Annotated in this window: 21 protein-coding genes and 3 pseudogenes; 15 read left to right on the top strand and 9 right to left on the bottom strand. The window is 70.5% G+C overall.

The features are described 5' to 3' along the window. Positions 1-201: 201 nt before the first annotated feature. Positions 202-1,578, top strand: coding sequence for an MFS transporter (locus ACFWYW_RS28490; protein WP_379625801.1), 1,377 nt, complete (start codon positions 202-204; stop codon positions 1,576-1,578). A gap of 135 nt (positions 1,579-1,713) precedes the next feature. Here the strand turns inward: ACFWYW_RS28490 and ACFWYW_RS28495 are convergent, their stop codons facing one another. Beyond that, positions 1,714-2,865 carry an ROK family protein gene (locus ACFWYW_RS28495; RefSeq protein WP_379625803.1) on the bottom strand — a complete coding sequence of 384 codons (1,152 nt, stop codon included), beginning with the start codon at positions 2,863-2,865 and terminating at the stop codon, positions 1,714-1,716. A 178-nt stretch (positions 2,866-3,043) separates the two neighbouring features. On the opposite strand from ACFWYW_RS28495, the gene ACFWYW_RS28500 reads away from it, so the two are divergent. From ACFWYW_RS28500 to ACFWYW_RS28510, 3 genes are read left to right on the top strand one after another with little or no spacing between them, the layout of a single operon-like run. Then, positions 3,044-4,654, top strand: coding sequence for a beta-N-acetylhexosaminidase (locus tag ACFWYW_RS28500; RefSeq protein WP_379625805.1), 1,611 nt, complete (start codon positions 3,044-3,046; stop codon positions 4,652-4,654). Then, a complete protein-coding gene (locus ACFWYW_RS28505) occupies positions 4,651-6,492 on the top strand; it encodes an ABC transporter permease subunit (RefSeq protein WP_379625807.1) in 1,842 nt (613 codons plus the stop codon). The genes ACFWYW_RS28500 and ACFWYW_RS28505 overlap by 4 nt, the downstream gene beginning before the upstream one ends. 23 nt (positions 6,493-6,515) lie before the next feature. Beyond that, positions 6,516-7,763, top strand: coding sequence for an extracellular solute-binding protein (locus ACFWYW_RS28510; RefSeq protein ID WP_379625809.1), 1,248 nt, complete (start codon positions 6,516-6,518; stop codon positions 7,761-7,763). 6 nt (positions 7,764-7,769) lie between these two features. Here ACFWYW_RS28510 and ACFWYW_RS28515 read toward each other — a convergent pair whose 3' ends face one another. Next, on the bottom strand, positions 7,770-8,600 hold the full coding sequence (locus ACFWYW_RS28515; RefSeq protein WP_379625811.1) for an NAD-dependent protein deacetylase: 831 nt from the start codon (positions 8,598-8,600) through the stop codon (positions 7,770-7,772). Between the two features lie 66 nt (positions 8,601-8,666). On the opposite strand from ACFWYW_RS28515, the gene ACFWYW_RS28520 reads away from it, so the two are divergent. Beyond that, the gene (locus tag ACFWYW_RS28520; protein WP_379625813.1) at positions 8,667-9,302 is read left to right on the top strand and encodes a DUF1345 domain-containing protein; all 636 of its coding nucleotides are present in this window, start codon (positions 8,667-8,669) and stop codon (positions 9,300-9,302) included. 6 nt (positions 9,303-9,308) lie between these two features. Here the strand turns inward: ACFWYW_RS28520 and ACFWYW_RS28525 are convergent, their stop codons facing one another. After that, positions 9,309-10,289, bottom strand: coding sequence for a tyrosine-type recombinase/integrase (locus ACFWYW_RS28525; RefSeq protein ID WP_379625815.1), 981 nt, complete (start codon positions 10,287-10,289; stop codon positions 9,309-9,311). A gap of 24 nt (positions 10,290-10,313) precedes the next feature. Continuing rightward, positions 10,314-11,957 carry an acetolactate synthase large subunit gene (locus ACFWYW_RS28530; RefSeq protein ID WP_379625817.1) on the bottom strand — a complete coding sequence of 548 codons (1,644 nt, stop codon included), beginning with the start codon at positions 11,955-11,957 and terminating at the stop codon, positions 10,314-10,316. Positions 11,958-12,052: 95 nt separating this feature from the next. Between ACFWYW_RS28530 and ACFWYW_RS28535 the strand changes: the two genes are divergently transcribed. Further along, positions 12,053-12,736 carry an alpha/beta fold hydrolase gene (locus ACFWYW_RS28535; protein WP_379641105.1) on the top strand — a complete coding sequence of 228 codons (684 nt, stop codon included), beginning with the start codon at positions 12,053-12,055 and terminating at the stop codon, positions 12,734-12,736. Here ACFWYW_RS28535 and ACFWYW_RS28540 read toward each other — a convergent pair. Next, positions 12,708-13,937: a cysteine desulfurase-like protein gene (locus ACFWYW_RS28540; protein ID WP_379625823.1), complete on the bottom strand. Its 1,230-nt coding sequence runs from the start codon at positions 13,935-13,937 to the stop codon at positions 12,708-12,710. The genes ACFWYW_RS28535 and ACFWYW_RS28540 overlap by 29 nt on opposite strands. A 9-nt stretch (positions 13,938-13,946) precedes the next feature. Between ACFWYW_RS28540 and ACFWYW_RS28545 the strand changes: the two genes are divergently transcribed. The 5 genes and pseudogenes from ACFWYW_RS28545 (at position 13,947) to ACFWYW_RS28565 (ending at position 19,783) form a co-directional block, all read left to right on the top strand. Beyond that, positions 13,947-14,990: a winged helix DNA-binding domain-containing protein gene (locus ACFWYW_RS28545; protein WP_379625825.1), complete on the top strand. Its 1,044-nt coding sequence runs from the start codon at positions 13,947-13,949 to the stop codon at positions 14,988-14,990. A gap of 25 nt (positions 14,991-15,015) precedes the next feature. Then, positions 15,016-16,431 (top strand): wax ester/triacylglycerol synthase family O-acyltransferase, encoded by a 1,416-nt coding sequence (locus ACFWYW_RS28550; RefSeq protein ID WP_379625827.1) that lies wholly within the window; start codon positions 15,016-15,018, stop codon positions 16,429-16,431. Positions 16,432-16,462: 31 nt separating this feature from the next. Then, positions 16,463-17,548, top strand: coding sequence for a winged helix DNA-binding domain-containing protein (locus tag ACFWYW_RS28555; protein ID WP_379625829.1), 1,086 nt, complete (start codon positions 16,463-16,465; stop codon positions 17,546-17,548). Between the two features lie 308 nt (positions 17,549-17,856). Then, positions 17,857-18,762 (top strand): annotated as a pseudogene (locus ACFWYW_RS28560) (RNA polymerase sigma factor); the annotation flags it as partial. A 73-nt stretch (positions 18,763-18,835) separates the two neighbouring features. Continuing rightward, positions 18,836-19,783, top strand: a complete 948-nt coding sequence (locus ACFWYW_RS28565; RefSeq protein ID WP_379625831.1) for an adenosine deaminase — start codon at positions 18,836-18,838, stop codon at positions 19,781-19,783. Here ACFWYW_RS28565 and ACFWYW_RS28570 read toward each other — a convergent pair. The 4 genes and pseudogenes from ACFWYW_RS28570 to ACFWYW_RS28585 all read right to left on the bottom strand — a co-directional run bounded on the left by ACFWYW_RS28570 (position 19,755) and on the right by ACFWYW_RS28585 (position 22,730). Beyond that, a complete protein-coding gene (locus ACFWYW_RS28570) occupies positions 19,755-20,024 on the bottom strand; it encodes a hypothetical protein (protein ID WP_379625833.1) in 270 nt (89 codons plus the stop codon). The two genes, ACFWYW_RS28565 and ACFWYW_RS28570, sit on opposite strands and share 29 nt — an antisense overlap. Positions 20,025-20,076: 52 nt before the next feature. Beyond that, positions 20,077-20,370 (bottom strand): annotated as a pseudogene (locus ACFWYW_RS28575) (DUF6603 domain-containing protein); the annotation flags it as partial. A gap of 201 nt (positions 20,371-20,571) precedes the next feature. Beyond that, positions 20,572-21,072, bottom strand: a complete 501-nt coding sequence (locus ACFWYW_RS28580) for a hypothetical protein (RefSeq protein ID WP_379625835.1) — start codon at positions 21,070-21,072, stop codon at positions 20,572-20,574. Between the two features lie 467 nt (positions 21,073-21,539). Then, positions 21,540-22,730: an NAD(P)/FAD-dependent oxidoreductase gene (locus ACFWYW_RS28585; protein ID WP_379625837.1), complete on the bottom strand. Its 1,191-nt coding sequence runs from the start codon at positions 22,728-22,730 to the stop codon at positions 21,540-21,542. A gap of 889 nt (positions 22,731-23,619) precedes the next feature. Here ACFWYW_RS28585 and ACFWYW_RS28590 point away from each other — a divergent pair. The 4 genes and pseudogenes from ACFWYW_RS28590 to ACFWYW_RS28605 all read left to right on the top strand — a co-directional run. Beyond that, positions 23,620-23,679, top strand: a pseudogene (locus ACFWYW_RS28590) (hypothetical protein); the annotation flags it as partial. A gap of 33 nt (positions 23,680-23,712) precedes the next feature. Beyond that, positions 23,713-24,507, top strand: a complete 795-nt coding sequence (locus ACFWYW_RS28595) for a hypothetical protein (RefSeq protein WP_379625867.1) — start codon at positions 23,713-23,715, stop codon at positions 24,505-24,507. A gap of 353 nt (positions 24,508-24,860) precedes the next feature. Next, positions 24,861-25,664: a hypothetical protein gene (locus ACFWYW_RS28600; RefSeq protein WP_379625841.1), complete on the top strand. Its 804-nt coding sequence runs from the start codon at positions 24,861-24,863 to the stop codon at positions 25,662-25,664. A 483-nt stretch (positions 25,665-26,147) separates the two neighbouring features. Beyond that, a complete protein-coding gene (locus ACFWYW_RS28605; RefSeq protein WP_379625843.1) occupies positions 26,148-26,417 on the top strand; it encodes a hypothetical protein in 270 nt (89 codons plus the stop codon). Positions 26,418-26,438: the final 21 nt, after the last annotated feature.

Genomic DNA, 26,438 nt, shown 5'->3' on the forward strand with positions numbered 1-26,438 from the left:
ATCAGCCAACGCATCCTCGCACTCAACGCCGCCATCTGGCACAACTGGAACACCGGCGCACCCGTAAAACGGTCCCTGACCGCCTACGACCACTAACCCGAATTTCACATCAACGATCTAGCGGGAATCTTCCCGGCCTCTTCTGGGTTCAACGCATGCGCATATACGCATACGTTGATTCGAGCCGGGAGGACCGTGGCCATGTTCCAGGTACTGCGCGATCGTGCCTACCGCCGTCTGTTCGCCGCCCAGGTCGTCGCCCTCGTGGGCACCGGACTGGCCACGGTGGCGCTGAGCCTGCTCGCCTACGACCTCGCCGGAGCCGACGCCTCCGCGATCCTCGGCACCGCACTGGCCATCAAGATGCTGGCCTATGTCGGCATAGCCCCGGTGATCGGCGCCTTCGCCGACCGCCTCCCGCGCCGTGCGCTGCTGGTCGGTTCCGACCTGATCCGCGCGGGGGTCGCGCTCGCGCTGCCGTTCGTCAGCCAGGTGTGGCACATCTACGTGCTCATCTTCCTGCTCCAACTGGCCTCGGCCGCCTTCACCCCGACCTTCCAGGCGACCATCCCCGAGCTCCTGCCGAAGGAGCGCGACTACACCCGCGCCCTGTCCCTGTCCCGCCTCGCCTACGACCTGGAGAGCCTGCTCAGCCCGGTCCTGGCCGCCGCCCTCCTCAGCCTGATCACCTACAACTGGCTGTTCATGGGCACCGCTCTGGGATTCCTGGCGTCCGCGCTGTTCGTGCTCTCCGTAGCCCTGCCCAAGCCCCAGCCGGTACGGCACGCCGCCGGCCCCTTCGCCAAGGCCGCCTCCGGCGCCAGGCACTTCCTGACCACGGCGCCCCTGCGCGCCCTGCTGGCCATGAACCTGGCCGTGGCGGCGGCCGGCGCGATGGTCATCGTCAACACGGTGGTCCTGGCCCGCGAGCACCTGCAGCGAAGCACCGGCGAGGTCTCCCTGGCCTTGGGCGCCTTCGGTGCCGGCTCGATGGCCGTGGCCCTGCTGCTGCCCGGAATCCTGGAGAGACTGTCCGACCGCACGGTGATGCTGGCCGGATCGTTCACCCTGTTCGCCGGCCTGGCCGCGATCACCGCGACGCTGGCCACCGGAACGCTGACCTGGTGGGCGATGCTGTCCACGTGGGCGGTCCTGGGCGCCGCCACCGCCGCGGTGCTCACCCCGACCGGCCGCCTGATCCGTCGCTCGGTGACCCCGGCCGGCCTGCCCGCCGCCTTCGCCGCCCAGTTCGCCCTGTCCCACGCCGCCTGGCTCCTCACCTACCCGCTGGCGGGCTGGCTGGCGACGAGCGCCGGCATGACCACCGCCGCGACAGCCCTGACGACCCTGGCTGTAACCGCCGCGATCACCGCCCACCTCCTGTGGCCCAAGACAGGGCCCACGACCAACCCCACGACCGAGCGTGCGGGTGCCCGCCGCCCCGGGGTCGCGGCCGGGCCGCGCAGCATCCGTCACCTTCACCACGCCCACCTGCCCGCCCGCCAGGTGGCACGCCATGCGCCGCAGGGCAGCGATCAAGCGGGCGCCGGCCAAGAGGGCGACGTCACGGTGAGGTGAGACACGCCCGATGAGCGTGGAGACGACGGGCCGCCGCCCGCGTCGGCGGGCGGTGGTGGGGGCGGCTTGCCGTAAGGGATAGGACGGAAGAGAAGCCAAACAGACGGAGAGCCTTCACAGACAGGAAAAAGAGGGTCAGAAGGACGTGGGGAGTGGCACGTCGGGGGTGAAGAGTTGCAGGCCGAGGTGGGCGACGGCGTAGTCGATGGCACCGGTGACCACGCATTCGTCGCCCAGCGTCGACGCGCGCACGTCCGGCAGGCGGATGCAGGTGCGGCGCAGGCGCTCGCGCAGCGGGGGCAGCAGCACGTCGGCCGAGCGGGAGAACCCGCCCCCCAGCACCACCACCTGCGGGTCGAGCAGCAGGACCATCGCGCTGGCGCCCACCGCCAGGTCGTCCACGTACCGCTCGACGGCGGCCAGCGCGACCGGGTCGCCCCCGCGGGCCGCGGCCAGCGTGTAGCCGGCGGCGTCGGCGGGCGAGGTGTCCGGGGGGATGACCGAGCAGTTCTGCAGGTGCTCCGGCGCGTCGAACCACTGGGCCTGCGGCAGCATCGCGATCTCCCCGGCCGCGGCGCCGAAGCCGCGGTGGACGTTGCCGCCGATGATGAGCGCCGCCCCCATCCGGCGTCCGACGTGCAGGAACACCACGTCGTCCGCGTCGCGGGCGGTGCCGCGCCGGGCCTCGGCCCTGGCGGCCAGGCGGCTGTCGTTCTCGACGACGACGTCGCAGGGGAACATCTCGCGCAGCCGCCCGGCCAGGTCGAGCCCGGTCCAGGCGGGGATCGCGGCGCAGTAGTGGATGCGGCCCTCGGGGGTGATGACGCCGATCGTGCCGGCCGCGACGATCCACACGTCGGCGATCGTCTTGCCGCCGAGCGCCAGGCAGCTCGCGACGGTGCGTTCGATCGCGGCCAGCCGCTCCTCCACGGGCGTGTCCGGCTGCACGGGCTGGCGGGTCTCGGCGAGGATCTCGCCGTTGAGGTTCGCCAGGGCGGCGCGGATGTTGTGGCCGCCGATGTCGAGCCCCACGAGGTAGCCGCTGCTCGCCCGGAAGCGGTAGCGGCGGGCGGGGCGGCCGATCGTGCCCTGCGCGGGCGGGGTCTCCTCCACCCAGCCGAGCCGCATGAGCTCGTCGACGACCTCCTTCATCGAGGGCCGCGACAACCCGGTGCGCTTGGCCAGGGCGGACAGCGTCAGCGGGCCCGCGCCGCGCAGCGCCCCGATCGCGGTCAGGGAGTTGAGTTGCCTGAGCCGCGACAGGTCGCCGCCCCGAAGTGTGGCCATCGCCGTCCTAATGCAGGTGTCCTCTGTAAGTCATGATGCATTATGCCGTATCCAAGGTCCAAAAGTGTCCATGCAGCAGGGCTGTGAGCAGAAATGAGCATTGACCCTCATGGAGCTGGATGTTAATAATGATGCACTCCTTCGTAAGTCTGCCACCCCTCCCTAGGAGACCCGCCGAATGATCGTCCCCAAGCCCACGCGGTACGCGGCAGGGCCCGGCCGTTTCATCCTCGACCGGAGCACCGCGCTCACCGCCGACCCCGCGCTCGGCGAGGTCGCCGCCTGGCTGCGTGGCGAGCTCAGCCCGGTCACCGGCGGCGAACTGCTGCCCGCCGCCCCCGGCCCGGGAACGATCACCCTCGGCCTCGACGACCTGCCGCCCGAGGCCTACCGGCTGACCGTCGCGCCCGACGGGATCGCCCTGGACGCCGGATCTCCGGCCGGGGCCTTCTACGGCGCCCAGACGCTGCGCCAGCTCATGCCGCCCGCCGCCTTCCGCCGCGCGCCGGGCGCCGGGGCGCTGGAGCTGCCGGCCGTACACGTGGAGGACGGGCCGCGGTTCGGCTGGCGCGGCGCGATCCTCGACGTGGCCCGGCACTTCATGACCAAGGCGGACGTGCTGCGCTTCATCGACCTGATGGCCCTGCACAAGCTGAACGTCCTGCACCTGCACCTCACCGACGACCAGGGCTGGCGCATCGAGATCAAGCGTTACCCGCGCCTGACCGAGATCGGCTCCTGGCGCGAGGAGAGCCAGGTCGGCTGGATGGGCGAGATGGACGGCCGCCCGCACGGCGGCTTCTACACCCAGGACGACATCCGGGAGATCGTCGCCTACGCCGCCCGCCGCCACATCTCGGTCGTGCCCGAGATCGACCTGCCCGGACACACCCAGTCGGCCATCGCCGCCTACCCCGAGCTGGGCAACCTGGACACCCCGCTGGGAGTGGGCACCACCTGGGGGGTCGGCGTCAACGTGCTGAACGTCGAGGACGCCACGATCGAATTCTTCAAGAACGTCTTCGACGAGGTGCTGGAGCTGTTCCCCAGCCCGTACGTGTGCGTGGGCGGCGACGAGTGCCCCAAGGACCAGTGGCGCACCAGCCCGTCGGCCCGGCGCCGCATCGCCGAGCTGGGCCTGCGCGACGAGGACGAGCTGCAGAGCTGGTTCATCCACCAGTTCGACGAGTACCTGGCCGGGCGCGGCCGGCGCCTGGTCGGCTGGGACGAGATCCTGGAGGGCGGCCTCGCCCCCGGCGCGGTCGTGGCCGCCTGGCGGGCCGACCTGGGCGCGGTGGCCGCCGCCCGCGCCGGGCACGACGTCATCAACTGCTCCAACACCGCCGTCTACTTCGACTACCGGCAGAGCCAGCGCGAGGACGAGCCCGTGCCGTTCGGGACCGTGCTCACCGTCGAGGACGTCTACTCCTTCGAACCCGTCCCCGCCGACCTGCGCGGCGACCCGGCCGCCGAGCGCGTCCTGGGCGCCCAGTGCGGGATCTGGACCGAGCTGATCGACTCCAGCCGGCACGTCGACTACATGACCTTCCCGAGGCTGGCCGCCTTCGCCGAGACCGTCTGGTCGGGACCCGAGCGGGACCTGGCCGACTTCCGGCGCCGCCTGGCCGCCCACCTGCCCCGGCTGGAGGCGATCGGGGTGGAGTACCGTCGCGAGTCCGGCCCGATGCCCTGGCAGACGCGCCCGGGAGTGCCCGGCCGGCCCGAGGACCCGCTGGAGTGGCAGGCCACGCTGGACGCCTGGACCGCGAACCTCAGGAACCCGCGGTGAGCCGGATCGCCGATCTGTGGCAGCGCACGGTGCCGTGGCGCTGGCTCACGCCGAGCACCGCCCTGATCGCCTGTGTCGTCGGCTTCCCGGCCGTCTACATGGTCTGGATGTCCTTCCTCGACATCAGCAGGATCGGGCTGGTCAGGGGCTTCGCCGGGCTGGACAACTACGCGAGGCTCCTCAAGGAGGACGCGTTCGGCCAGGTGGCCGGCAACACGCTGCTCTGGCTGGTGCTCGTCGTCGGGCTCACCGTGCTGCTCTCGCTGGCGCTGGCGCAGTTCCTGTCCAAGGACTTCTTCGGCAGGAAGTTCGTCAGGCTGGCGCTGGTCGTCCCGTGGGCGGCCTCGCTGGTGATGACGGCGACCGTGTGGCGCTTCATCTACGAGGGCGGCAACGGCCTGCTCAACCGGCTGCTGATGGACCTGTCGATCATCTCGGCGCCCGTCGACTGGTACAAGGACCCGGCCACCGCCCTGTACTCGGTCATGGCGGTCGGGATCATCACCTCGATGCCGTTCACCACCTACGTGCTGCTGTCCGGGCTGCAGACGGTGCCCCACGACGTGCTGGAGGCGGCGAAGATCGACGGCGCGAGCGCGTGGGCGACCTGGCGGCGGGTGACGCTGCCGATCCTGCGGCCCTCGCTCATGATCGCGCTGGTTCTCAACATGCTGCACGTCTTCAACGCGTTCACCGTCATCTGGGTGATCATGGGCAAGACGGCGGGCAACCACGCCGACACGACCGTGACGTGGTTGTACAAGATCGCGTTCACCGCGCAGCTCGACTCGGGTGAGGCGGCCGCGCTCGGCGTGCTCAACGTGGCCTTCCTGCTGCTGCTCATCCTGGCGTTCGTGCTGGTGCTGCGGCCGTATCGCAACCCCTCGGCGACCGACGAGCGGCCCGCGCCGCCGGTCGCCGCGGCCGCTCCCGAGCCTCCCGCGGCCGCCACCCCATGGCGGCCGGCCCCGGTCAAGGCCCGGCCGGTGCTGGCGCGGGCGGGCCGGGGGTGGGCGCGGGTGCGTCCGGTGGTGCTGCCGGTCATCGGGTTCGCGGTGGCGTTGTTCTTCCTGGCGCCGTACGCCGCGATGCTGTCCGGCTCGCTCAAGACCGACGCGGAACTGTTCGCCGTCCCCGCCGACTACCTGCCCAAGAGCTGGGCGTGGTCCAACTACGCCGACGTGTGGCAGCGCATCCCGCTGGCCGACTACTTCCGGGTCAGCCTGACCGTCGCGCTGGCCTCCACGGCGCTGGTGCTGCTCGTGGCCGCTCCGGCGGCGTACGTGCTGGCCAGGTCCCGGTTCCGGGGGCGCACGGCGTTCCTCGGCGTGATCCTGGTGACGCAGATGTTCCCCGCGGTCGCGCTGCTCATCGGGCTCTACCGGCAGGCGCTGTTCGTGGACGGGATCAACAGCTACGCCGTCATCATCGCCATCAACTCCGCCTTCAACCTCGCCTTCGCGGTGTGGATCCTGCACGCCCACTTCAGCTCGATCCCCGTGGACATCGACGAGGCCGCGATGATGGACGGCCTCGGCAGGTTCCGGATCCTGCTGCGGATGATCCTCCCGCTGGCCGCGCCCGGCCTCGTCACCGTGATGATCTTCACGTTCATCCAGGTGTGGAACGAGTTCGTCATCGCGCTGACGCTCTTCAACGACCCGGCGGGCGGCCGCGTGCCGCTCACGGTCGGCATCCAGCAGTTCATCGGCCTGTACGAGACCAACTACCAGTACCTGTTCGCCGCGGCGCTGATGGCGATCGTGCCGGCGGTCATCCTCTTCGCGCTCATCGAGAAGCACCTGGTGAGCGGCCTGACCGCGGGCAGCACCAAGTGACCACGAGAAAGATCGGTTATGACATGACCTTCAGAAGAAGAGCGGGCCTGGCCGCGATCGCCGCACTCACGCTCGCGCTGACCGCGTGCGGCTCCGGCGGCGGCGGTACGGCCGGCGGCGAGCAGAAGTCCATCAAGCTGGTCGTCGCCCAGTACACCGAGGGCACGCGCCCCTACTGGGACGAGCTGATCAAGTCCTTCGAGGCCGCCCACCCCGGCAAGAACGTGGACCTGCAGGTGATCGACTGGGGCAACCTGCAGAGCCAGGTGAACACCATGGTGCAGACCAAGCAGTTCCCCGACGTCCTGAACATCAACGTCTTCGCCGACTACGCCGAGGCCGGGCTGCTGTACCGCGCCGACGAGGTGGTGTCCAAGGAGGTGATGGCGGACTTCCTGCCGTCCTTCGCCGAGAACGCCTCCTACGACGGCGCCCAGTACGGCCTGCCGTTCGTCGCCACGGTCAACGGCATGTACTACAACAAGACGATCCTGGAGAAGGCGGGCTTCAAGAAGCCCCCGGCCACCTGGGACGAGTTCCGCGCCGCGGTGAAGGCGATCAAGGCCCTGCCCGGCGGCTACGTGCCGTACGGGCTGGCGCTGGGCGCCGAGGCCGGCGACTACGAGTTCGGCACCTGGATGCGCGCCAACGGCACCGACTGGCGTACCGACGGCAAGTGGACCGTCAACGGCGATCGCGCCGTCGAGACGCTGGAGTTCCTGAAGACGCTGACCAAGGACGGCTACACCCAGCCGAACCCGGGCCAGACCAACCGCCCGGACGGCACGTGGCCGTTGTTCGCCCAGGGCAAGGTGGGCATGGTGTACGCCTCCTTCGGCACCAGGGCCTTCCTCGACGCGGTGGACAAGGCGGGGGTCAAGTACGGCGCCACCACCCACCCCACCAACCACGGCGCCGAGCCGAGCACGCACGGCATCCAGGACTACCTGATGGCCTTCAAGAAGGACGGCAACCAGCAACTGGTCAGCGAGTTCCTGAACTACTTCTACCAGGCCGACAACTACGCCAAATACCTGAAGGTCGAGGGCCTGCTGCCGACGACCGCCTCGGCCTCGACGCTGATGCGCAAGGACCCGAAGGTCAGCCCGATCGTCGACATGGTGGCCAAGGCGCGCTTCGACCCGACCTCGCAGCCGGTCTGGTCCGAGCTGCGCGGCACGGTCGCGGCGGAACTCGGCACCGCCGTCGGGCCCAGCGGCGACCCGCGCGCCATCCTCGGCAAGTTCCAGCAGATCGCCGAGCGCTCCTAGAGCACGTCACAGGCGACGTCGTGCCAGCCCCGCGGCCAGGGTCGTCAGGGTGTCGCCCAGGGGCGCGTCCAGGGTGAGCCGGGCGTGCTCGTCGCCCCGGGTGGCGCCCTGGTTGACGATCGCCACCGGTACGGCGTGGCGGGCGGCGTGCCGTACGAACCGGTAGCCGGAAAGGACCGTCAGAGAGGAGCCGAGCACCAGGAGCAGGCCGGCGCGTTCCGACAGCGTGTAGCACTCGGCGACCCTGGGCGGCGGCACGTTCTCGCCGAAGAAGATCACATCGGGCTTGAGCAGCCCGCCGCAGCCCTCGCAGTCCACGACCGCGAAGCCGTCGATCAGGGAATCCGCCACGGCGGCGTCACCGTCCGGGTTGACCTGGGTGGCGTCGGCGGCCCAGCCGGGGTTGGCCTCCGACAGCCGCGCGTCCAGGCGCGCGCGAGGGGTGCGCTCGCCGCAGGACAGGCAGCGCACCCGGTACAGGCTGCCGTGCAGTTCGATCACGCCGCCGGCGCCGGCCTCCTGGTGCAGCCCGTCGACGTTCTGCGTGATGATCGCCGAGACCAGGCCCCGTTCCTGGAGCCGGGCGACCGCCCGGTGGCCGGGGTTGGGCCGGGCGCGTTCGATGTGCCGCCAGCCGAGGTGGCTGCGCGCCCAGTAGCGCCTGCGGGCGGCGGCCGAGCCGGTGAAGTCCTGGTAGGTCATCGGGCTGGACGGGCGCCTGCGGCCGCTCGGGCCTCGGTAGTCGGGGATGCCGGACTCGGTGGAGAGCCCGGCGCCGCTCAGGACGACCACTCCGCCGCCGGCGACCAGGTCGGCGAGCGCGTCGAAAGGACTCACGTTCCGCAGCCTACCCGGCCGTGTCGATGCGGCTTCCGGTGATCCGGGCGTGTATGAGTGTCCACCATGAACCTGTGGTCCCCGCGCTCCGCGGTCACCCGGCTGGTCGGCGCGGCGGTCGCGGGCGCGCTGGCCGGGACGGCCGTCGGCCTGCTGACGCACCCGCCCCTGGGCGTCCTGGCCGCGATCGCCGCGACCGAGACCGTCTTCGTCGTCGCGGGCCTGGCCGTCCTGTGGCCGATGGACGCCCACACCACCCGGCGCAACGCCGGGCGCGAGGACTTCCGGCCCGTCGCCGACGAGCTCGTGGTCGTCGCGGTCGCGCTGTGCGGGCTGGTCGCCATCGTCGTGCTGCTCGCGGTCGGCAACGCCGACCCCGGCCACGCCGCCGCCGCGACCGCGCTCGGCGGCGTGTTCATGGCCTGGGCGGCCCTCCATCTGATGTACGCCACCCGCTACGCCTACCTGTACTACCAGGAGACCCCGGGCGGCATCGACTTCAACTCCGGCGAGCCGCCCGTCTACAGCGACTTCCTCTACTTCAGTTACAACCTCGGCATGACCTACCAGGTCTCCGACACCGGCGTCTCCAGCCGGGCGATCCGCAAGGTCGTGCTGCGGCACTGCCTGCTGTCCTACGTCTTCGGCACCAGCATCCTGGCCACCACCATCAACCTGGTCATCGGCATGGTCGCCGGTTGACCGCCCTCACGCCAGCGGACGCGCCCGCGGCAGCTTGATGCGGTCGACGGCCTCGCGCCGGGTCTTCTCCGGGCGGCGGTCGTAGCGGGCGGTGGTGGCGGGGGAGGAGTGCCCGACCAGCGCCTGCGCCGTCGCCAGGTCCACGCCCGCGTCCAGCAGCTCACCGATGAAGGTGCGGCGGAAGTCGTGCGCGGTACGGCGGGCCGCCCCCGCCTCGCCCAGCCGCCGGGTCAGGATGTCGGCGATGCCCTGCCCGCTCAGCGGCCGGGGACGCAGCCGCCCGGCCTTGCTCACCGGGCTGAACAGCGGGCCGGGACCGGCGCCGCGCACCGCCAGCCAGCGTTCGAGCAGGCCGATGGCGTCGGTGGTCAGGTAGACCATGCGCTCCTTGTCGCGCTTGCCGCGCACGCGCAGCGAGCGGGCGGCCGGGTCGTAGTCGGCCAGCTCCAGGCCGGCGATCTCGGCCCTGCGGCAGCCGGTGGAGTAGAGGGCGGCGATAAGGGCGGCGTCGCGCACCCCCGCCACCGAGTCGTCGCAGGCCGACAGCGCGGCGCCGACGACCTCGGGCGGGACGTGGTGGCCGGTGGGCAGGCGGCTCTGCCGTACCGGGGAGAGGTCGGAGGCGCGGGCGAAGTCCTCGGCCGAGGTCTGGCCGAGACGCCAGGCCTCCTTCAGCACGCGGCGCAGCGCGACCAGGTGCTTGTTGACGTAGGCAGGCGACCAGCCCTGCTCGGTGAGCAGCGTGCGGATGCGGACGGTGTGCTCATAGCGCAGCAGGTGCCAGGGCTGGCCGGCGCCGGTGGAGGCGGGTTCGCCGGTCAGCAGGCGGGCGATGCGGTCGAGGCAGCCGCGCATGGTGCGGCGCGACTCCATGCTGGTCAGCGAGGCGAGGTAGACGTGGTAGGGGTCGCGGGCGGGCTCGACGGGGGGCGCCTGGCCGGCGGGGAGCACCGGCAGCGCCCCGCCCGCGTCGGGGAGGTCGGTCATCGGGCACGATCTTAGGGGCTGGGCTCAGAACGGGCCGGTCAGCTCGCCGAGCTTGTTGGTCAGCTCCAGGTTGGCCGAGTAGTCGACCGGTACCGCGATCACCGACACGGTGTCGTCGTCGAGTGCCTTGCGCAGCGTGGGCAGCAGTTCGCCGGCCTCGGTGATCCGGTAGCCGCGGGCCCCGAACGCCTCGGCGTACTTGACGAAGTCGGGGTTGCCGAAGGCGATGTTGGAGCTGCGCCCGAGCTCCAGGTCCATCTTCCACTCGATGAGCCCGTAGGCGTCGTCCACCCAGACCAGCACCACCATCGGGATGCGCTCGCGCACCGCGGTCTCGATCTCCTGGGAGTTCATGAGGAAGGCGCCGTCGCCGGTGGCGGCCAGGACCTTGCGCTCGGGGAAGGCCAGCTTGGCGGCCAGCGCCCCCGGGACCGAGAAGCCCATCGACGACAGGCCGTTGGAGACGAGCATGGTGTTGGGCTCGTAGGTGGGGTACATGCGGGCCATCCACATCTTCACCGCGCCGGTGTCGGCCAGCACGATGTCCTCGCGGCCCATCGCGGCGCGGATGTCGGCGACCACGCGGCGCGGCGACAGCGGGAAGGCGTCGTCGGCGGCGGCCTGCGCCATCTCCTCGCGGATGAGCCTGCGGATCTTCTCGCCGGTGCCGTTCATGGTGAAGCGCTTGGGCGCGGCGGCGGCCAGCGCGTCCAGGGAGCGGGAGATGTCGCCCTGGATGCCGACCTCGACGGGGTAGTGGTCGTCGACCTCGGCGGGGAACTGGTGGATGTGGATGATCTTCTTGTCGCCGTGGGGGTTGATCTTGACCGGGTCGAACTCCTGCAGCTCGTAGCCGACGCTGATGAGCACGTCGGCCTCGTCGAAGCCGAAGTTGACGTAGTCGTGGCGCATGAAACCGACCGCGCCCAGGGCGTGCCGGTGGTCGTCGGGGAAGACGCCCTTGCCGTTGAAGGTGGTGGCCACGGGCAGGCCGAGCCGCTCGGAGAAGCGGATCAGCGCGGCGGAGGCGCCGGCGCGGCTGGCGCCGTGCCCGGCCAGGATGATCGGGTGCCGGGCGCCGGCCAGGACGTCGGCGGCGCGGGCCACCTGCCCGGGGGAGGGGTCCTGCGGCCGGACGACGTTGACGCGCAGCGGCGTCAGGTCGTCGGGGACCTGGGCGGACTCCACGTCCTCGGGAATGGCCAGGTAGACGGCGCCGGGACGTTCGGTCTGGGCGGTCTTGAACGCCTTGCGCAGCATCTCGGGCAGCGCCTCACCGGCGGGGACCAGGTCGGCCCACTTGGTGATCGGCCGGAACAGCGAGACCAGGTCGACGACCTGGTGGGATTCCTTGTAGATGCGGTCGAGGCCCACCTGGGCGGTGATGGCGACCACGGGGGTGGAGTTGGTGGTGGCGTCGGCCACGCCGAGCTGCAGGTTGATGGCCCCGGGCCCGAGGGTGGCGGAGGCGACGCCGGCCTTGCCGGTCAGCCTGCCGTAGATCTCGGCCATGAAGGCGGCGCCCTGCTCGTGGCGGACGAGGATGTAGCGGATGGGGGAGTCGTTGAGCGCGTCGACGAAGTGGATGTTCTCTTCTCCGGGGATGCCGAAGACGTACTCGACGCCCTCCGCTTCTAGCGCCTTCACCAACAGCCTGGCCGCGTCCATCGGGTGAGCCTTCTTTCTTCTTTCCGATTTTCTTGTACGTGCAAGCAAGACCGCCTCTTGATTCATTCCATGGTTATACGTATAAACTCGACCCCATGAAGCTCCACGTCCACGAACGCGGTGACGGCGACAAGCTGGCGCTGCTCATCCACGGCGGCATGTCCGACCACCGCACCTGGCACGCCGTCGAGGACGAGCTCGTCGCCCGCGGCTACCGGGTGATCGCCCCCGACCTGCGCGGTCACGGCGCCAGCCCGCGCGGCGAGTACCGGCCGGAACTGCTCGGCGACGACCTGGCCGAGAACCTCCCTGGCGGCGCCGACGTGGCCATCGGCCACTCGCTCGGCGGCCTGTCGCTGTCGCTGGCCGCCGAGCGGCTGCGACCCAAGAAGGCGATCTACTCCGATCCCGGCTTCGCCCTCGACGCCGTGCCCGCCGAGGCCACCGCCTTCATGCGCAAAATGGTCGCCACCGCCACCCAGGACAGCGTCAGGACCATGAACCCGCGCTGGTCGCAGGCCGACATCGACGCCGAGCTGGCCGGGTTCGCGTTGTTCGACCCGGCCTTCTTCGACGGCGTCAGGGGCGACTACGTGCCCGAGCGGCCCGTCGTGCCCTCGCTGGTGCAGGTGGCCGACCCCAGCTTCACCATCAACGCCGAACTCGCCGCCGAGCTGGAGCGCCGCGGCTTCGAGGTCCGCACCGTCAAGGGCGCCGGCCACTGCGTCCACCGCGACGACCTGCCCGGCTTCATGGCCTCGCTGGAGGGCTGGATCTGAGCTCGGCCACCCCCTCCAGCAGCCGCTCCACGTCGGAGCGGTCGTTGTAGTGCACCAGCCCGGCGCGCACCGCCCCGCCCGAGTCGCGCACACCCAGCGCGCCGGTCAGTTCCCAGGCGTAGTTGTGGCCGCTCCACACGTTGACCCCGCGGGCGGCCAGGTGCTCGGCCACCCGCCGGGGCGCCAGCCCCGCCACCGTGAAGTAGGCGGTGGCGGTACGGCGGGCGGGCTTGCCGTACAGCGTGACGTGCGGCATCGTCTCCAGGCCTGCCAGCATCTCGGCGAACAGCCCCAGCTCGTGCTCCTCCGCGGCGGCCATCGAGGCCAGCAGCCGCTCGCGCCGGCCGCCCGAGCTCGGCAGCAGGCCCGCCAGGTGGTCCACGGCCGCCGTCACGCCGGCGAGGTCGGCCAGCGCGGCCGTGCCCAGCTCGAACCGTTCGGGAACGGTGTCGGGCGAGGGCAGCAGCTTGTCCGGGTGCAGCGACTCCAGCGCCACCGGATCGGCGATCACCGCGCCGACGTGCGGGCCCGACCACTTGTAGGCGCTGGTGGCGTAGAAGTCGGCGCCGAGCGCGTGCACGTCGACCGGGCCGTGCGCGGTGGCGTGCACCCCGTCCACGTACGTCAGCGCCCCGGCCGCGTGCGCGATCTCGCAGATGGCCGCCACGTCAGGGCGGGTGCCCAGGATGTTGCTGGCCGCGCTGACCGCGACCAGCCGCGTACGCGGGCCCACCAGCTCGGCGAACTGGTCAACAGGCAGCTCACCGGTCACCGGGTCGATCTCGGCCCAGCGCACCCGCGCGCCCGTCTGGGTCCACGGCCGCACGTTCGCGTCGTGGTCCAGGCGGGAGACCACGACCTCGTCGCCCGGCCCGGTCAGCACCCGGGCCAGCCGGTAGGTGAGCGTGGTCATGTTGGCGCCCAGGATCACCCCGTGCGGCACGCCGCCGACCAGGTCGGCCACGGCGGCGCGGCAGGCGGCCACGATCTCGTCGGCACGGTGGCTGGCGGGGAAGGTCCCGCCCACGTTGGACAGCCCCGCCCGGTAGGCGCCGGCGATGGCGTCGATGACGGGCCGCGGGGTCTGGGTTCCGGCCGCGCCGTCGAGGTAGGCGTGGCCGTCGGAGAGGGAGGGGTAGGCGGCGCGTACCGTTTCGGGGGAGTACGTCGTGGTTGCATCTTGTCTGGGGGGAAAGGCCATGATGTCTTCATGCTCACGCTGAGGGATCTCAACCGGGCCACGCTGGCACGACAGCACCTGCTCACGCCGTTCGACGGGACGGTGGGCGAGGTGGTCGGGCGCGTGGGCGGGCTGCAGGCCCAGGAGCCGCGGCCGCCGTACCTGGGAGCGTGGGCCAGGCTCGCCCGCTTCGAGCGCGCGGACCTGCGCGCGGCGCTGCACGCGCGCACGCTGGTGCGCGCCACCCTGTGGCGTGGCACGCTCCATCTGGTGACCGCGGCCGACTTCGCCGCCTTCCGCCCGGTGCTGGACGAGGTGCTCTCCGGCGCGTTCACCGGCCGCTTCCCGGACGTCACCGTTGACGGCGTGATCGAGGCGGCGGAGAAGATGCTGGCCGAGGACGGGCCGCTGACCTTCAACGAGATCCGGCCCCGCCTCCAGACGCTCTTCCCCGACGTCAACGACCGGGCGCTCGGCTACGCGGTGCGCATGCTCATGCCGCTCACCATGGCCCCGACCGGCGACCCGTGGGGCTTCCCGCGCGACGCCGCGTTCGGCCTGCCCGGCCTCACTCTCACGCCCGCCGCCAAGGAGGACCTCGTCACCCGGCATCTGGCCGCCTTCGGCCCCGCCACCGTCGCCGACGTCCAGGCCTGGTCGGGGCTCGGCGGCCTCAAGCCCATCCTGTACGGCATGCCGCTCGACCGCCTGCGTGACGAACGCGGCAGAGAGCTGTTCGACCTGCCCGGCGCCCCGCTGCCCGGCGGCGGGGCGGAGGCGCCGGTGCGCTTTCTGCCCGACTTCGACACCCTGCTCCTCGGCCACGCCGACCGCAGTAGGGTCGTCGACCCCGCCTTCCCCGTCACCACCAAGAACCTGCGGGTGCGCGCGGTCTACCTGTCCGACGGCTTCGTGGCCGGTACCTGGCAGATCAAGCGCACGGCCCGCAAGGCAACGCTGCTGCTCTCGCCGTTCACGCCGGTCCCGCGGGAGAGGCTGGAGGAGGAGGCCCTGCGGCTGCTGGCCTTCGCCGAACCCGACGCCCCCGCACTTGAAGTCGTGGAGCAAGTCTGATTGGTTCGGGGCGGAGGTGTGACCTGTGCCACAGCTGACCGCCCTGGACGCCCAGTTCCTGCATTTCGAGACCGCCACCAACGTGCCCAACATCGCCGGGCTGGCCATCCTCGAGGGCGACCTCAACCGCTCGGATCTGCAGGCCCTGCTGGAGCAGCGACTGCCGTACGTGGCGGCGCTGCGCCGCAAGCTCGCGCCGGTGCCGTTCGGGCTGGACCATCCGTACTGGGTGCAGGAGGACGACCTCGACCTCGACTACCACGTGCGCGAGATCGGCCTGCCGCCGCCGGGCGACGAACGCCAGCTCGCCGACCAGGTCTCCCGCCTGCATCCACGCCGCCTGGACCGCGGTCACCCGCTGTGGGAGATCTACCTGATCCACGGCCTGTCGGGCGGTCGCATGGGCCTCTACACCAAGATCCATCACGCCGCCGTGGACGGCGTGGGCGGCGCCGACGTGCTGGCCGCCTTACTCGATCTCACGCCGGTGCCCGCCCCGCCGCCCCAGACCGCCCCCGACCGGGACGAACCCGCGCCCGACGGGCTGGAAATGGTCGGCCGGGCACTGATCAGGATGAGCGCCAACCCGGCCCAGGCGGTGCGTTTCGCCGCGCGGGCGCTGCCGCACCTGGACGAGATCCCGGTGGTGTCGTGGATCCCCGGCAGCCGGCTGGTCTCGGGGCTGGCGCGCCGCCTGGCCGGATCGGGGACGCTGCCCGAACTGCCCTCGCTGCCCGCGCCCCGCACGCCGTTCAGCGGGCCGGTCTCCGCCCACCGGCGCTTCGCCTTCGTTTCCCTGCCGCTGGACGAGATCAAGCTGGTCCGCAAGGCGAACGGCGTCACCGTCAACGACGTGGTCATGGCGGTGTGCGCGGGCGCCCTGCGGCGCTGGCTGGACGCCCACGGCGGGGTGCCGCGGATGCCGCTGGCCGCCGGGGTGCCGTTCTCGCTGCGCTCGGCGGGGGAGGAGGGGCCCGGTAACCAGGTGGCGATCATGACGGCGCCGCTGGCCGTACACGTGGAAGATCCCCTGGAACGGCTGCGGCACGTCCGTGACTCGATGCGGCGGATCAAGGACAGGTTCTCGCTCGCGCCCGCGCGCTGGCTGCGGGAGTTCAGCGAGTCGATGCCCGCCGCGCTCATGGGGCTGGCCTCGCGTTCGGCGTTCGGGCTGGTGGGGCAGACGGCGCCGCCGATCAACGTGGCGATCTCGAACGTGCCGGGCCCGCAGTTCCCCCTGTACGTGTGCGGGGCGCGGCTGCTGACCCACTACCCGGTCTCGGTGATCACCGACGTGAGCGGCGGGATCAACATCACCGCCTTCTCCTACGACGGCTCGCTGGACATCGGCGTCATCACCGACCGGCAGATGGTGCCGGACCCGTGGGAGCTGACCGGATACCTGCGCGATGCCCTCGACGAGCTGCTCAACGCGGAATGAACCTTTCCGCATTGAGTTCTAGGTTGGGTCCATGGAGCTGAGCCAGAAGGTACTCAACCGCACCACGTTGCACCGGCAGCTGCTGCTGGAGCGCGCCGGCCTGGACGCGCGGTCGGCCGTCGAACGCCTGGTCGCCGTACAGGGCCAGGAGGCCAACGCGCCGTACATCGGACTGTGGTCGCGCCTGGTCTCCTTCACCCAGGACGACCTGACCTCCCTGCTGTACGGCAAGCAGGTCGTGCGCGGCACCATGCTCCGCGCCACCCAGCACCTGGCCGTCTCCGACGACTACCTCTGGCTGCGGCCGCTGATGCAGGTGCCGATGAGCCGGGCGCGGCAGGCCGCCTTCGGCAAGTCCATGCGGGAGGTGGATCTGGAGGAGCTGGTCAAGCTGGCCCGCGAGCACCTGACCGGGCAGACGCTGACCCGGCCGCAGCTACGCGACCTGCTGGCCGTGCGCTGGCCGGAGGTGGAGCCGTCCGGGCTGGGCTGGTCGGCGCAGTCGTTGTTGCCGATCATCCACACGCCGCCGAACGGGACCTGGAACCGGGGCGGGGCCACGCCGTTCACGCTGGCGGAGGAGTGGCTGGGCCGCGCGCTGGAGTCGTCGCCGCCGGTGGAGCGTCTGGTGACGCGGTATCTGGCCGCCTACGGCCCCGCCGGCGTGATGGACGTCCAGGCGTGGTCGGGCCTGACCAGGCTGAAGCCGGTGATGGAGGCGATGGACCTGGCAAAGTATCGCGATATTTCCGGCAAAGTTCTCTATGACCTGCCGGAGGCACCGCTGGTCCCGGCCGACACCCCGGCGCCGGTACGGTTCCTGCCCTGGTTCGACAACCTCATGGTGGCCTTCGCCGACCGGCGCCGCATGATGACCGACGAGCAGCGCAAGGCGATCTGCGTCGGCTCGATCATCTACCCCACCTTCCTCGTCGACGGAACCACCGGCGGCATGTGGGACTTCAAGGACGGAGCCCTGGTCATGGTGCCCTTCTCGCCGCTGCCGGAGGCGGCTCGGGCCGAGCTGGCCGAGGAGGGCGCGCGCCTGCTGGCCTTCGCCGGTCACGAGGGCGGGGCGATCGAGTGGCGGGCCCCCGGAACCTCGATGCCGATCTAGGTCCCCCATCGCCGAAACCGTCGTTTATGTCAAGAGCCTCAGCTGATGGAGCTTTGTTCGCCCCGGCGTTGGGTAGCGTGAAAGAGGCAGCCTCACCTCAGCATCCCCATCTAAAATTTTTAGGTCGGTCCTTATTTTAGGTTGACACTATGCTCGTGTCGACCTAAAGTTGGGCGCGTCCTAAGTTTGGAGAAGGGTCCCTCTTGCCTCTAGTCACCGCGTCACCGACGAAGCCGGCCCACCGAAGCGAGGAGAGCGTCTTGTCCGAAGTAGCAGAGCTTCCCGTCCTGGACGACAGCGCCCCGGGCACCGGCGACTCGGTCAAGGCGTACCTGAAGGAGATCGGCCGCGTCCCCCTGCTCACCGCCGAGCAGGAGATCGAGCTGGCCAAGCGCATCGAGGCCGGCCTGTTCGCCCGCGAACGGCTCGACACCGAGACCGACCTCCCCCTCGACCTGCGGGCCGACCTGGAATGGGTCGCCGAGGACGGCCTGCGCGCCAAGGAGCGCATGCTGGAGGCCAACCTGCGCCTGGTCGTCTCCATCGCCAAGCGCTACACCGGCCGCGGCATGCTCTTCCTCGACCTCATCCAGGAGGGCAACCTCGGCCTCATCCGCACCATCGAGAAGTTCGACTACCGCCTGGGCTTCAAGTTCTCCACCTACGCCACCTGGTGGATCAAGCAGGCCATCACCCGTGCCATGGCCGACCAGGCCCGTACCATCCGCATCCCCGTGCACATGGTCGAACTGATCAACAAGGTCGCCCGGGTCCAGCGGCGCATGCAGATCGAACTCGGCCGCGAGCCCACGCCGGAAGAACTCGCCCCCGAGGTCGAGATCACGCCCGAGCGCGTGGTCGAGGTCCAGTCGTACAGCCGCGAGCCCATCTCCCTGCACCTCCCGCTCGGCGAGGAGGGCGACAGCGAGTTCGGCGACCTCATCGAGGACACCGAGGCGGTCTCACCGGCCGACGCGGTCTCGTTCACGCTCATGCAGCAGCAGCTCCGGTCTCTGCTGGACGACCTGACCGAGCGCGAGGCGGGCGTCATCACCATGCGGTACGGCCTGGCCGACGGCAAGCCGATGACCCTCGACGAGATCGGCAAGGTGTACGGGGTGACCCGCGAGCGCATCCGCCAGATCGAGTCCAAGACCATGTCCAAACTCCGCCACCCCTCCCGCGCCCTGGCCCTGCGCGACTACCTCAGCTAGCTCGGCCGCCTGCCGACGGCCGGGGCGGAAAATGGGCTGCTTCCCAGGTGGGCGGTCGGTTAGGGTCCGTGCGGTGAGAGACCTGCGCGCGCTGCCCAAGGCACACCTGCACGTACACCTGGAGAGCACGGTCCGCCCCGGAACCTCGGAGGAGCTCGGCGGCCCCGCCGGGCGCGGCGGCCCGTTCGCCACCTTCCGCGACTTCGCCGACCACCGCGCCCAGGTCAGGCAGCGCCTGGTCGAACCCGAGCACTTCCGCCGCATAGCCAGGGAGTTCTGCGAGGACGAGGCGGCCCAGGGAACTCGTTACGCGGAGGTGAGCTTCACCGCGGCCGCCCACGGCGAACGGCTCGGCCGCCCGGAGATGCCACTGGAGTCCGTCCTGGAGGGCCTGGCCGAGGGCCGCCGGTACGGCATCGAGTGCCGGGTGATCCTCGACCACTCCCGCCGCCGCCCCGTCGAACGCCTCTGGAAAACCCTCAAACTTGCCCAGAGCCACCCCGAGGTCGTCGCCATCGGCCTGGCCGGCGACGAGGAGTACCCGCTGGCCCCCTTCACCGAGGTCATCGACGCCGCCCACGCCTCCGGCCTCCGCCTGGTCCACCACGCCGGCGAGTCCGCGGGCCCGGACAGCATCCGCGCCGCCCTGGGCCCCGGCCGCACCGCCCGCCTCGGCCACGGCATCCGCATCCTGGACGACCCGGACCTCACCGCGCGGGTGGCCGCCGCCGGCATCGCGCTGGAGGTCTGCCCGAGCTCGAACGTCCTGCTCAAACTGGTCCCCTCCCTCCCCGAACACCCCCTGCCCCGCCTCCTCGACGCCGGCCTGACGGTGACGATCAACACCGACGGGGAGACGGACCTGGCCGCCGAGTACGAGCGCCTGCGCGAGGTCTTCGGGTACGGCGACGCCGTCCTGGCCGGCCTCGCCAGAAACGCGGTGAACGCCTCCTTCGCCCCGGACGCCGTCAAGCACCGCCTGAACACCGACATCACCACCTGGCTGACCGCAGCCGAGTAACCGCGGCCAGCCGGCCTGCCCCGGTCCGGCCGACGCTGACACGGCGGGTGGTCCACAGCTCGTACGATCCGTCGGCCCGGCGGGCCAGGACCGGGATGCGCCGCACCTTGACGCCCTCGCGCGGCACCTCGGCGTCGTCGATCACCGCCTGCCCGGCCTCGGTGAGCAGCCGCCCCTCGGCCAGGATCGGCTCGGGCGCGGCGCCGCCGAAGCGCGACAGCGCCCCACGCACCAGCTCCACCCGCGCGTACCCCTGAGTACGCGGCAGGTACGGAATCCACCAATCCGGCACCGAGACGTCGCAGCCCCGCGAGCTCGGCCGGTGGCGCGTAACGCGGATGGAACCCGCCGGCCGCCAGGGCGAAGCTCGCCCCGTCCCCGAAGCGCAGCAGAACCCCGACCTCGCCGCTGACGCCGAAGAAGCCGAAGCGCGAACCGGTCAGGGTGGCGATGACCAGGACCCGGTCGCCGCTGAACTCGCGGTACACCTCCGCGCACAGGTCGATCAGCGGGAGTTGCGGCGAGGGCACGGCCATGCGCATGCGGCCGAGAAGGATCACCTTCGGGTCACGCAGCGAGAGGATGAGCGCGAGGTCGGCGGAGCGGTTCGGCCGGGGGAGCGGCCCCCAGGGCGGTGGCCAGTGCTTCGGCGGCTCCTCCCGTACTGTGAGTAGTCATACCACTACCTGGTGATGGAGCCGCTTCATGACGTGGGAGGGTCTGGCGATCATGGCGTTTACCGGGCAGGCCGGGTAGGGCACCACGGTGGTGGAGACGCCGCCGCCCCATCAATTCTCGGTGCGGACACCCAGCGCGTGATGCCGAAGCGCACCGGTAGGAAGATCGGAACGCCCTGTTCTTTGCTTGGCCAACTCCCCGAACTTCTCGAACAGCTCGGGCGCGGCCTTACCCAGCAGGATCGTACGGATCACCAGTTCCACCATGAGGCCGTCATACTCGTGGTCGACCGTGTCCGCGCCAGTCCGGTGGCGCTCCGGATCGGATTCCACCACACCCTCGGCAATACGCCGGCCGCCACCTTCGACCGCGGCGAAAGAGACCTCATAGATTCCATGACCAGTCCAGCTACGGTGCAGGAACAGCACGTCATTCTCCATGAAGATGTTCCATTTCTCATCCATGCCACGAGCCCGGTATCCCAGCTTGATGCGCGTCCACTCCCCATCCGCCCAGATCGCGGACGGCAGAACCACCATCGGCCGAGGCTGGGAGATCGGCAACAACGCACCTGAGAAAGAGGCCCTGGAAACGCTCTCTGCGGCAGACATGAGGAAAGAGTAAGCACAGGCCGGACCGACAAACCTGTCTTCAGGGTCGATCACAACGGCACAGCGCCGTCAACGACGGTGTCAGCCGCGGTTCATCCACGGTCGACCCCGCCGGGAGCCGTTGCCGGCGACCGTCAGGTGAGTATCTTCTGGCGTGTCGCGATGGCCACGACGACACGCTCGGAGCGTAGCTGTGCTGGACGAGCGGATCCTATCGAGCGTGCGTGCCGCCGCCCGTACCACGACCTTGGCGGACACGGTACGCGCGCCGCTGTCACACCATGGCCTGGACCTCGACCTGGTCACCAGTGGCGTCCGCGGTGTCGTGGGCGTCATGCTCGCGCTGGTGTGGCAACCCTCTTCGCGGCCCCGGCCGGGGAAGCCGCCCGGACGGGAGCTTCCACGCGGGCCGGCACGGCGCGGGGTCGCGGCAGCGGTAGGCGGGCCGGGTGGTCGCGCGGGTGGGATCAGGAAGGTGTCGCCGCGTGAAGGGCGGCCGCGACCTGCCCCTGGGTGGTGAACCGGTCGCCGAAACGGTCAGGGCGCCAGTGGTCCAGGGGCGTGCCGTGGGTGATGTGGTCGGCCAGGGCCTTGCCGTACCCCGGGCCGTAGGTGATGCCGGCCTCGTTGTCGCCGGCGAGCACATAGGCGCCCTCCACACCGGGGACCGGGCCGATCAGCGCCCGGGAATCGGGGGTGTAGCAGGGGGCGCCGTGCTTGATCCTCAGCTTCGACCGCCGCGCCAGGGCCGGCATCACGGACTCGCCCGCGCCGGCGATCCGCAGGATCTCCAGAACGCCGTCGATGGGCAACTCGTCCAGGCGGTCGGGGACGTCCGCGTCGATCAGCACGTCGCGGGGGAAGGTCGAGTACGTCCCGCCCCACAGCAGGCCGCCCTCGTGCTCACGGACCCACAGCAGGGTGCCGTCGCCGGGAACCAGACCACTTAGGAAGATCAGGGGGAGTGTGCCGGGAATGTCCAGCGGTTCGGTGGTCACCCGCGAGGTGATCTGCGGGGCTACGGGCAGGAAGAAGCCCAGGTCACGAGTGAGCGCGCCGCTCCAGACGCCGGCGGCGACGACCACCGCGCCGCAGGCGACGGCCCCGGTGGCCGTCTCGACCGCGCGTACCCGACCCTTGGTGGTGGAGATCGCGGTGACCGGGCGCCGGGTCTCGAGCCGGCCGCCGGCGGCGCGAAATCGCCGTGCCAGCGCCGCGGCCACCTTCGGCGCGTGGACCTGGCCGCCGACGGTGTCCAGCAGCCCACCGTGCAGGCCGTCCGCGCGTACCGTGCCACCGGTCAGGCGTTCGACCTCGGCGGGTGGCACCGGCCGGCCCGCCTGCCAGGCGGTGAGCTCCTGCCATGTCGCTTCGTCGGCGGCCACGTACACCATGCCGTCGGCCCGGTAGCCGATGCCGTCGCCCTCCTCGTGCAGGCGGGCGTAGAAGGCGCGGCCGTAGTCGGCGGCGGCGCTCTCCTGTTCGTACGGCGTCCAGTCGCCGAGGAACCCGCCGCCGGCGGCGGTGGTTCCCTCGCCGATCCCGTCGCGTTCCATGAGCCAGACGTCACCGGCGCCTGCTTCGAGCAGGTGCACCGCCAGCGCGAGCCCCATGACACCGCCGCCGATCACGGCGATGTCGCAGCGGTCAGCCATCATCTGTTCTCCTGTGTCCCGGCGCAGCTCAGCGTGTGCGCAAAGGTGAAAGGTGAGCTTCCCGGATCCAGGGAGTACGGCGAGGCTAGCCGAAAGAAGGATCTATACGCCTATGGAAATTTTGACCGCGTCGACGTGCTCCGGACGCCACCCGGTCCGTGCCTGGCGCGTCCCCCGTTGCGGCGATGTTGCGGGAGTCGGTGCTCAGCCGAAACAGGTCAGTGTGTTCCTGAGACGATGACAGGCGTGGCCACTGCGCCGACCCGCCCCGCGTTCGCGGCCGCCTGATCGTCATCGCGGCCGGAGTCGCGGCCGGAGCACCGGCCAACCTGCTCACCACGAGCTGGAACCGGTGGCTGTTCGGCGGCCTGGCCTGCCTGGCCAGCGTGGGCACGCTGATCGCCCTGCCTCATGCCGGTTCGTCATCACCACGTGCCGAGGAATCCTCCGGCTACGGCTCCCCGCTGCCGGACCCGTCCAGCACCCGGGTCTTCGTCGGCCGGCGCGTGAGCTGAGCCGTCTCACGAGCTCGGAACGACACTGGCCACCGCCTGATGACACCACTCCCAATGATGCTAATGTTGCTAGCACCATGTTGTTTATTCTCGGCCTCGCTGATCCTCGTCCGCGCCAAGGCCGTCTTGTATGCCCCGCGCGTCGAGGGGCTCGTGGATTTTCCGTCGCGGGTGGGGAGTCAGAGCCGCCGACGAGCGCGCGCAGCCGCTGCTCCCCGCCGCGCGCCTTCCTGCTCGCCGCCCCGCACGAGTCCGCGACGCCCCAACCCCGTTAGTCCGCAGGATGGAGGATTGCCTTGACCGCACGACGTCTTGCCTTACTCGTCGCGCTCCCCTGGGGCGTTCTCGTCGGCTCGATTGCGCCGATCACGCCCTGGTTGGTCCATGACCGCCTACCCGACCCGATCGCCACCCATTGGGGGCTCAACGGGGCCCCCGATCGCTACGCGTTCCTTGCCGATCGCACGTTCATGCTGGATCTCGTTCTGCTCTGGGTGCTGCCGTGGCTGCTTCTGGTCGCCACCGCGCTGCACGGCAAGGTGTTGTCCACCAGGAAGGGGCGGATGCTGTGGTGGGGAGCCCTGTTCGGGGTCGCCCCCTTCGCCCTGCTGATCAACCTGAGCACTCTCCTCGCCAACCTCGACGTACCCACGTGGCGGCAGGCCCGAATGCCCGGCTTCCTGATCCTTCTCGTCCTCGTCCTGCCGTTGGGGGTGGGACTGCTGGCGGCCTGGCTCGGGCGAGGCTCCCCGGACCCACGTCCTGCGCCGGCCAGTGAGCCGCCGAAGTACACCCTGCTGTCCGGCCAGCGGATCGTCTGGGTCGCCCGGACGACCAACAGGGCCCTCCTGGCCGCGTCCGTGATCTTGACAGTCGTCTCCGCGGCCCTCGCCGTCTGGATGCTCGGCGATGCCGCAGAGCTCGTGGCGGTGCTCATGTTGAGCCTCATCAGCGTGACCCTGCTTGGAGTAGGGCTGTCGTCCGTGCGGGTCAGGGTTACGTCGCATGGCGTCGTGATCGGGTTCGGGCCTCTTGCCTGGCCACAGCGGCGTATCGCCCTGTCGGTGATCGAGCGCGCCTGGGCTGAGCGGCGCAGCCCCTCGTCCGTTGGCGGCTGGGGCCTGCGCGGCTCGACGATCATGCTTCGGGGTGGCGACTGCCTGGTCATCGACTACCGCTCCGGCGGCCAGCTCGCGGTCAGCATCGACGACGCCGAACGCGGCGCCTCCCTCATCAACGCCCTGGTGTCGAAACAGACGGCCTGATCCTCTGGGCGCCGTCTGGGCTGAACTGTCGGCGTCGATCCACCACCCCAGGCCGTAATCCGGCCACCCCGGGGCAACCGACTCGGCGAAGCCAGCCGCCGGGAGCCGTGAGCGATCTTCCCGTCCATGACGTCCCGGCTGCCACGGTGGCCGGATGGAACAACTGGCGCACTCGAACGCCTGGGCGCCGAAGCCGCGCAGCTGCCTGGCCCCACGAGCATGTCAGTGTGCTGTTCGCCGGCGAGGACTTCGCCGCCCAGGTGGCCGCGGTGGTCAGTCCATCCGTCGGCGATGATCGGCGCCCCTTCCGGTACTCTCTCCCGTGATCATCCGCCTGGCGCGAGAGGCCGCCCATGTTTCGTGCCCTGGCCATCTTGGCCGCCACCGCACCGCAGTTCTTATCCATCCTGATGCTCGAAGACTGCGGCTACTTCGCGTACGAGGTGATGGAGCCGAGCCCGCTGGAGATCGTCGTCTGGCTGACCGCCGGATACGCATCGACGCTGCTGCCCATCGTGCTGGCGTTCCTCGCGCTCTGGGCGCCTCGTCGGTTCCCGAAAGCCGGTGCGATCTGCGCTGCGGTGACGTTGGTGCTCAACGCGCTGACCCTTGTCCTCCCTGACACCACCCCCTGCGGCCAGAAGAGCAGCGTGTGGATCGTGCTGGCCTGCCACGCGGTCGCCGCCATCGCCCTGCTGCGGACCCGCCCGGGCCCCCAACTGCCGAGATCGCGGGCGGCCGTCTGGAGCGCCGTCGTGCTCCTGGTACTCGGCCGGGCCTTGGCCAGGAACTTCTCCTCCGACGGCATCGTCGGCTGCTGGGCGGACCTGAAGGGCACCTGGGCTCTGACCGCCTTACATCTCGACACTGCCGAGGCCCTCTACATCTGGGTCGGCCTGGCTGCCATCGGGGCCGTGCTGGCCCCGCATCCGAGCGCGCCGTTCGTCGGACTGGCGCTGCTGGTGCCCGCCTTGTTCCACCCGGTCGCCTGGTTGCTGTCGTCCGCACCGCTCGACTGCTCCAGCCCTTGGGGGCTGTTCGGCTGGCCCCACCTGATCGCGGGGGCGCTGGGTCTGCTCTCCCAGGTGCCTGTGCCAGGGCGAGGCGGCCCCGGCCTGCCCTCGGAGCGGGAGCCTGCCCGGCCACACTCTCCGTAGATGGCCCGAAGTCGCTATCTGTGGTCTCGCCGACCTGCGTGCTTCGAGCCCTTCCGTCTATCATGATCATTGGCTGGGTGGCCTGCGTGACCGGCAACGGGGTCGTTGGGAAGAAGCGGCTATGGCTGGTGGCTTCCGCGCTGAGACTCATGCCACGGATCAGCTTGTGGAGCCAACTCCCCGGTGGGGCGAGAGGGCGAGATTAATGACATGGGACTGGTCAACGGTGCGAACGTCCACAGGGGGGTCGGAGGAGATCCCGGCAACCCTGGAGAGGCTACTGACCGGAGCCGCGGCCGAGCGAGATGCGGCATTCGATCGCATCTACACAGCCGTTGTGAATCAAGGCGACCTCGAGACGGCCGCTGCCCCGGTAGCGGACCGGATTCTTGAGGAACTGAGACTTCGCGGATCTGTTTCCGAATTCGGCTGGCTCATGCTCAACGTCATCTTCGGGGAGCTGGATACGGGAAGAAGGTACTTGTGGACGGGTCCAAGACGGACCTGGAGAGCTATTGTCGGCAAACGGTGATGGCGAGCCTGCCGATGATCGGTCCCGCGGCCGCGGCGGCCGATGGGGAGACCTTCAGATATCTGACTCTGCTGCTGCGCAAGGTGGGTGAGTACTCACCGGAGGCCATCGCCATTCTGGAACGGGAAGTGCGGGTCTCCTCCGGAGAACGCCTGGTGGCGGCGAGCGATGGGCTGGAGGTGGCTCGCGAGCTTGCGGCCGAACGCGCGGCCGATGGGTGAGCCGCACCCCGAGCCGTCTCG

This window comes from Nonomuraea sp. NPDC059023 (assembly GCF_042740095.1).
In the GTDB taxonomy this organism is placed as follows: Bacteria; Actinomycetota; Actinomycetes; order Streptosporangiales; family Streptosporangiaceae; genus Nonomuraea.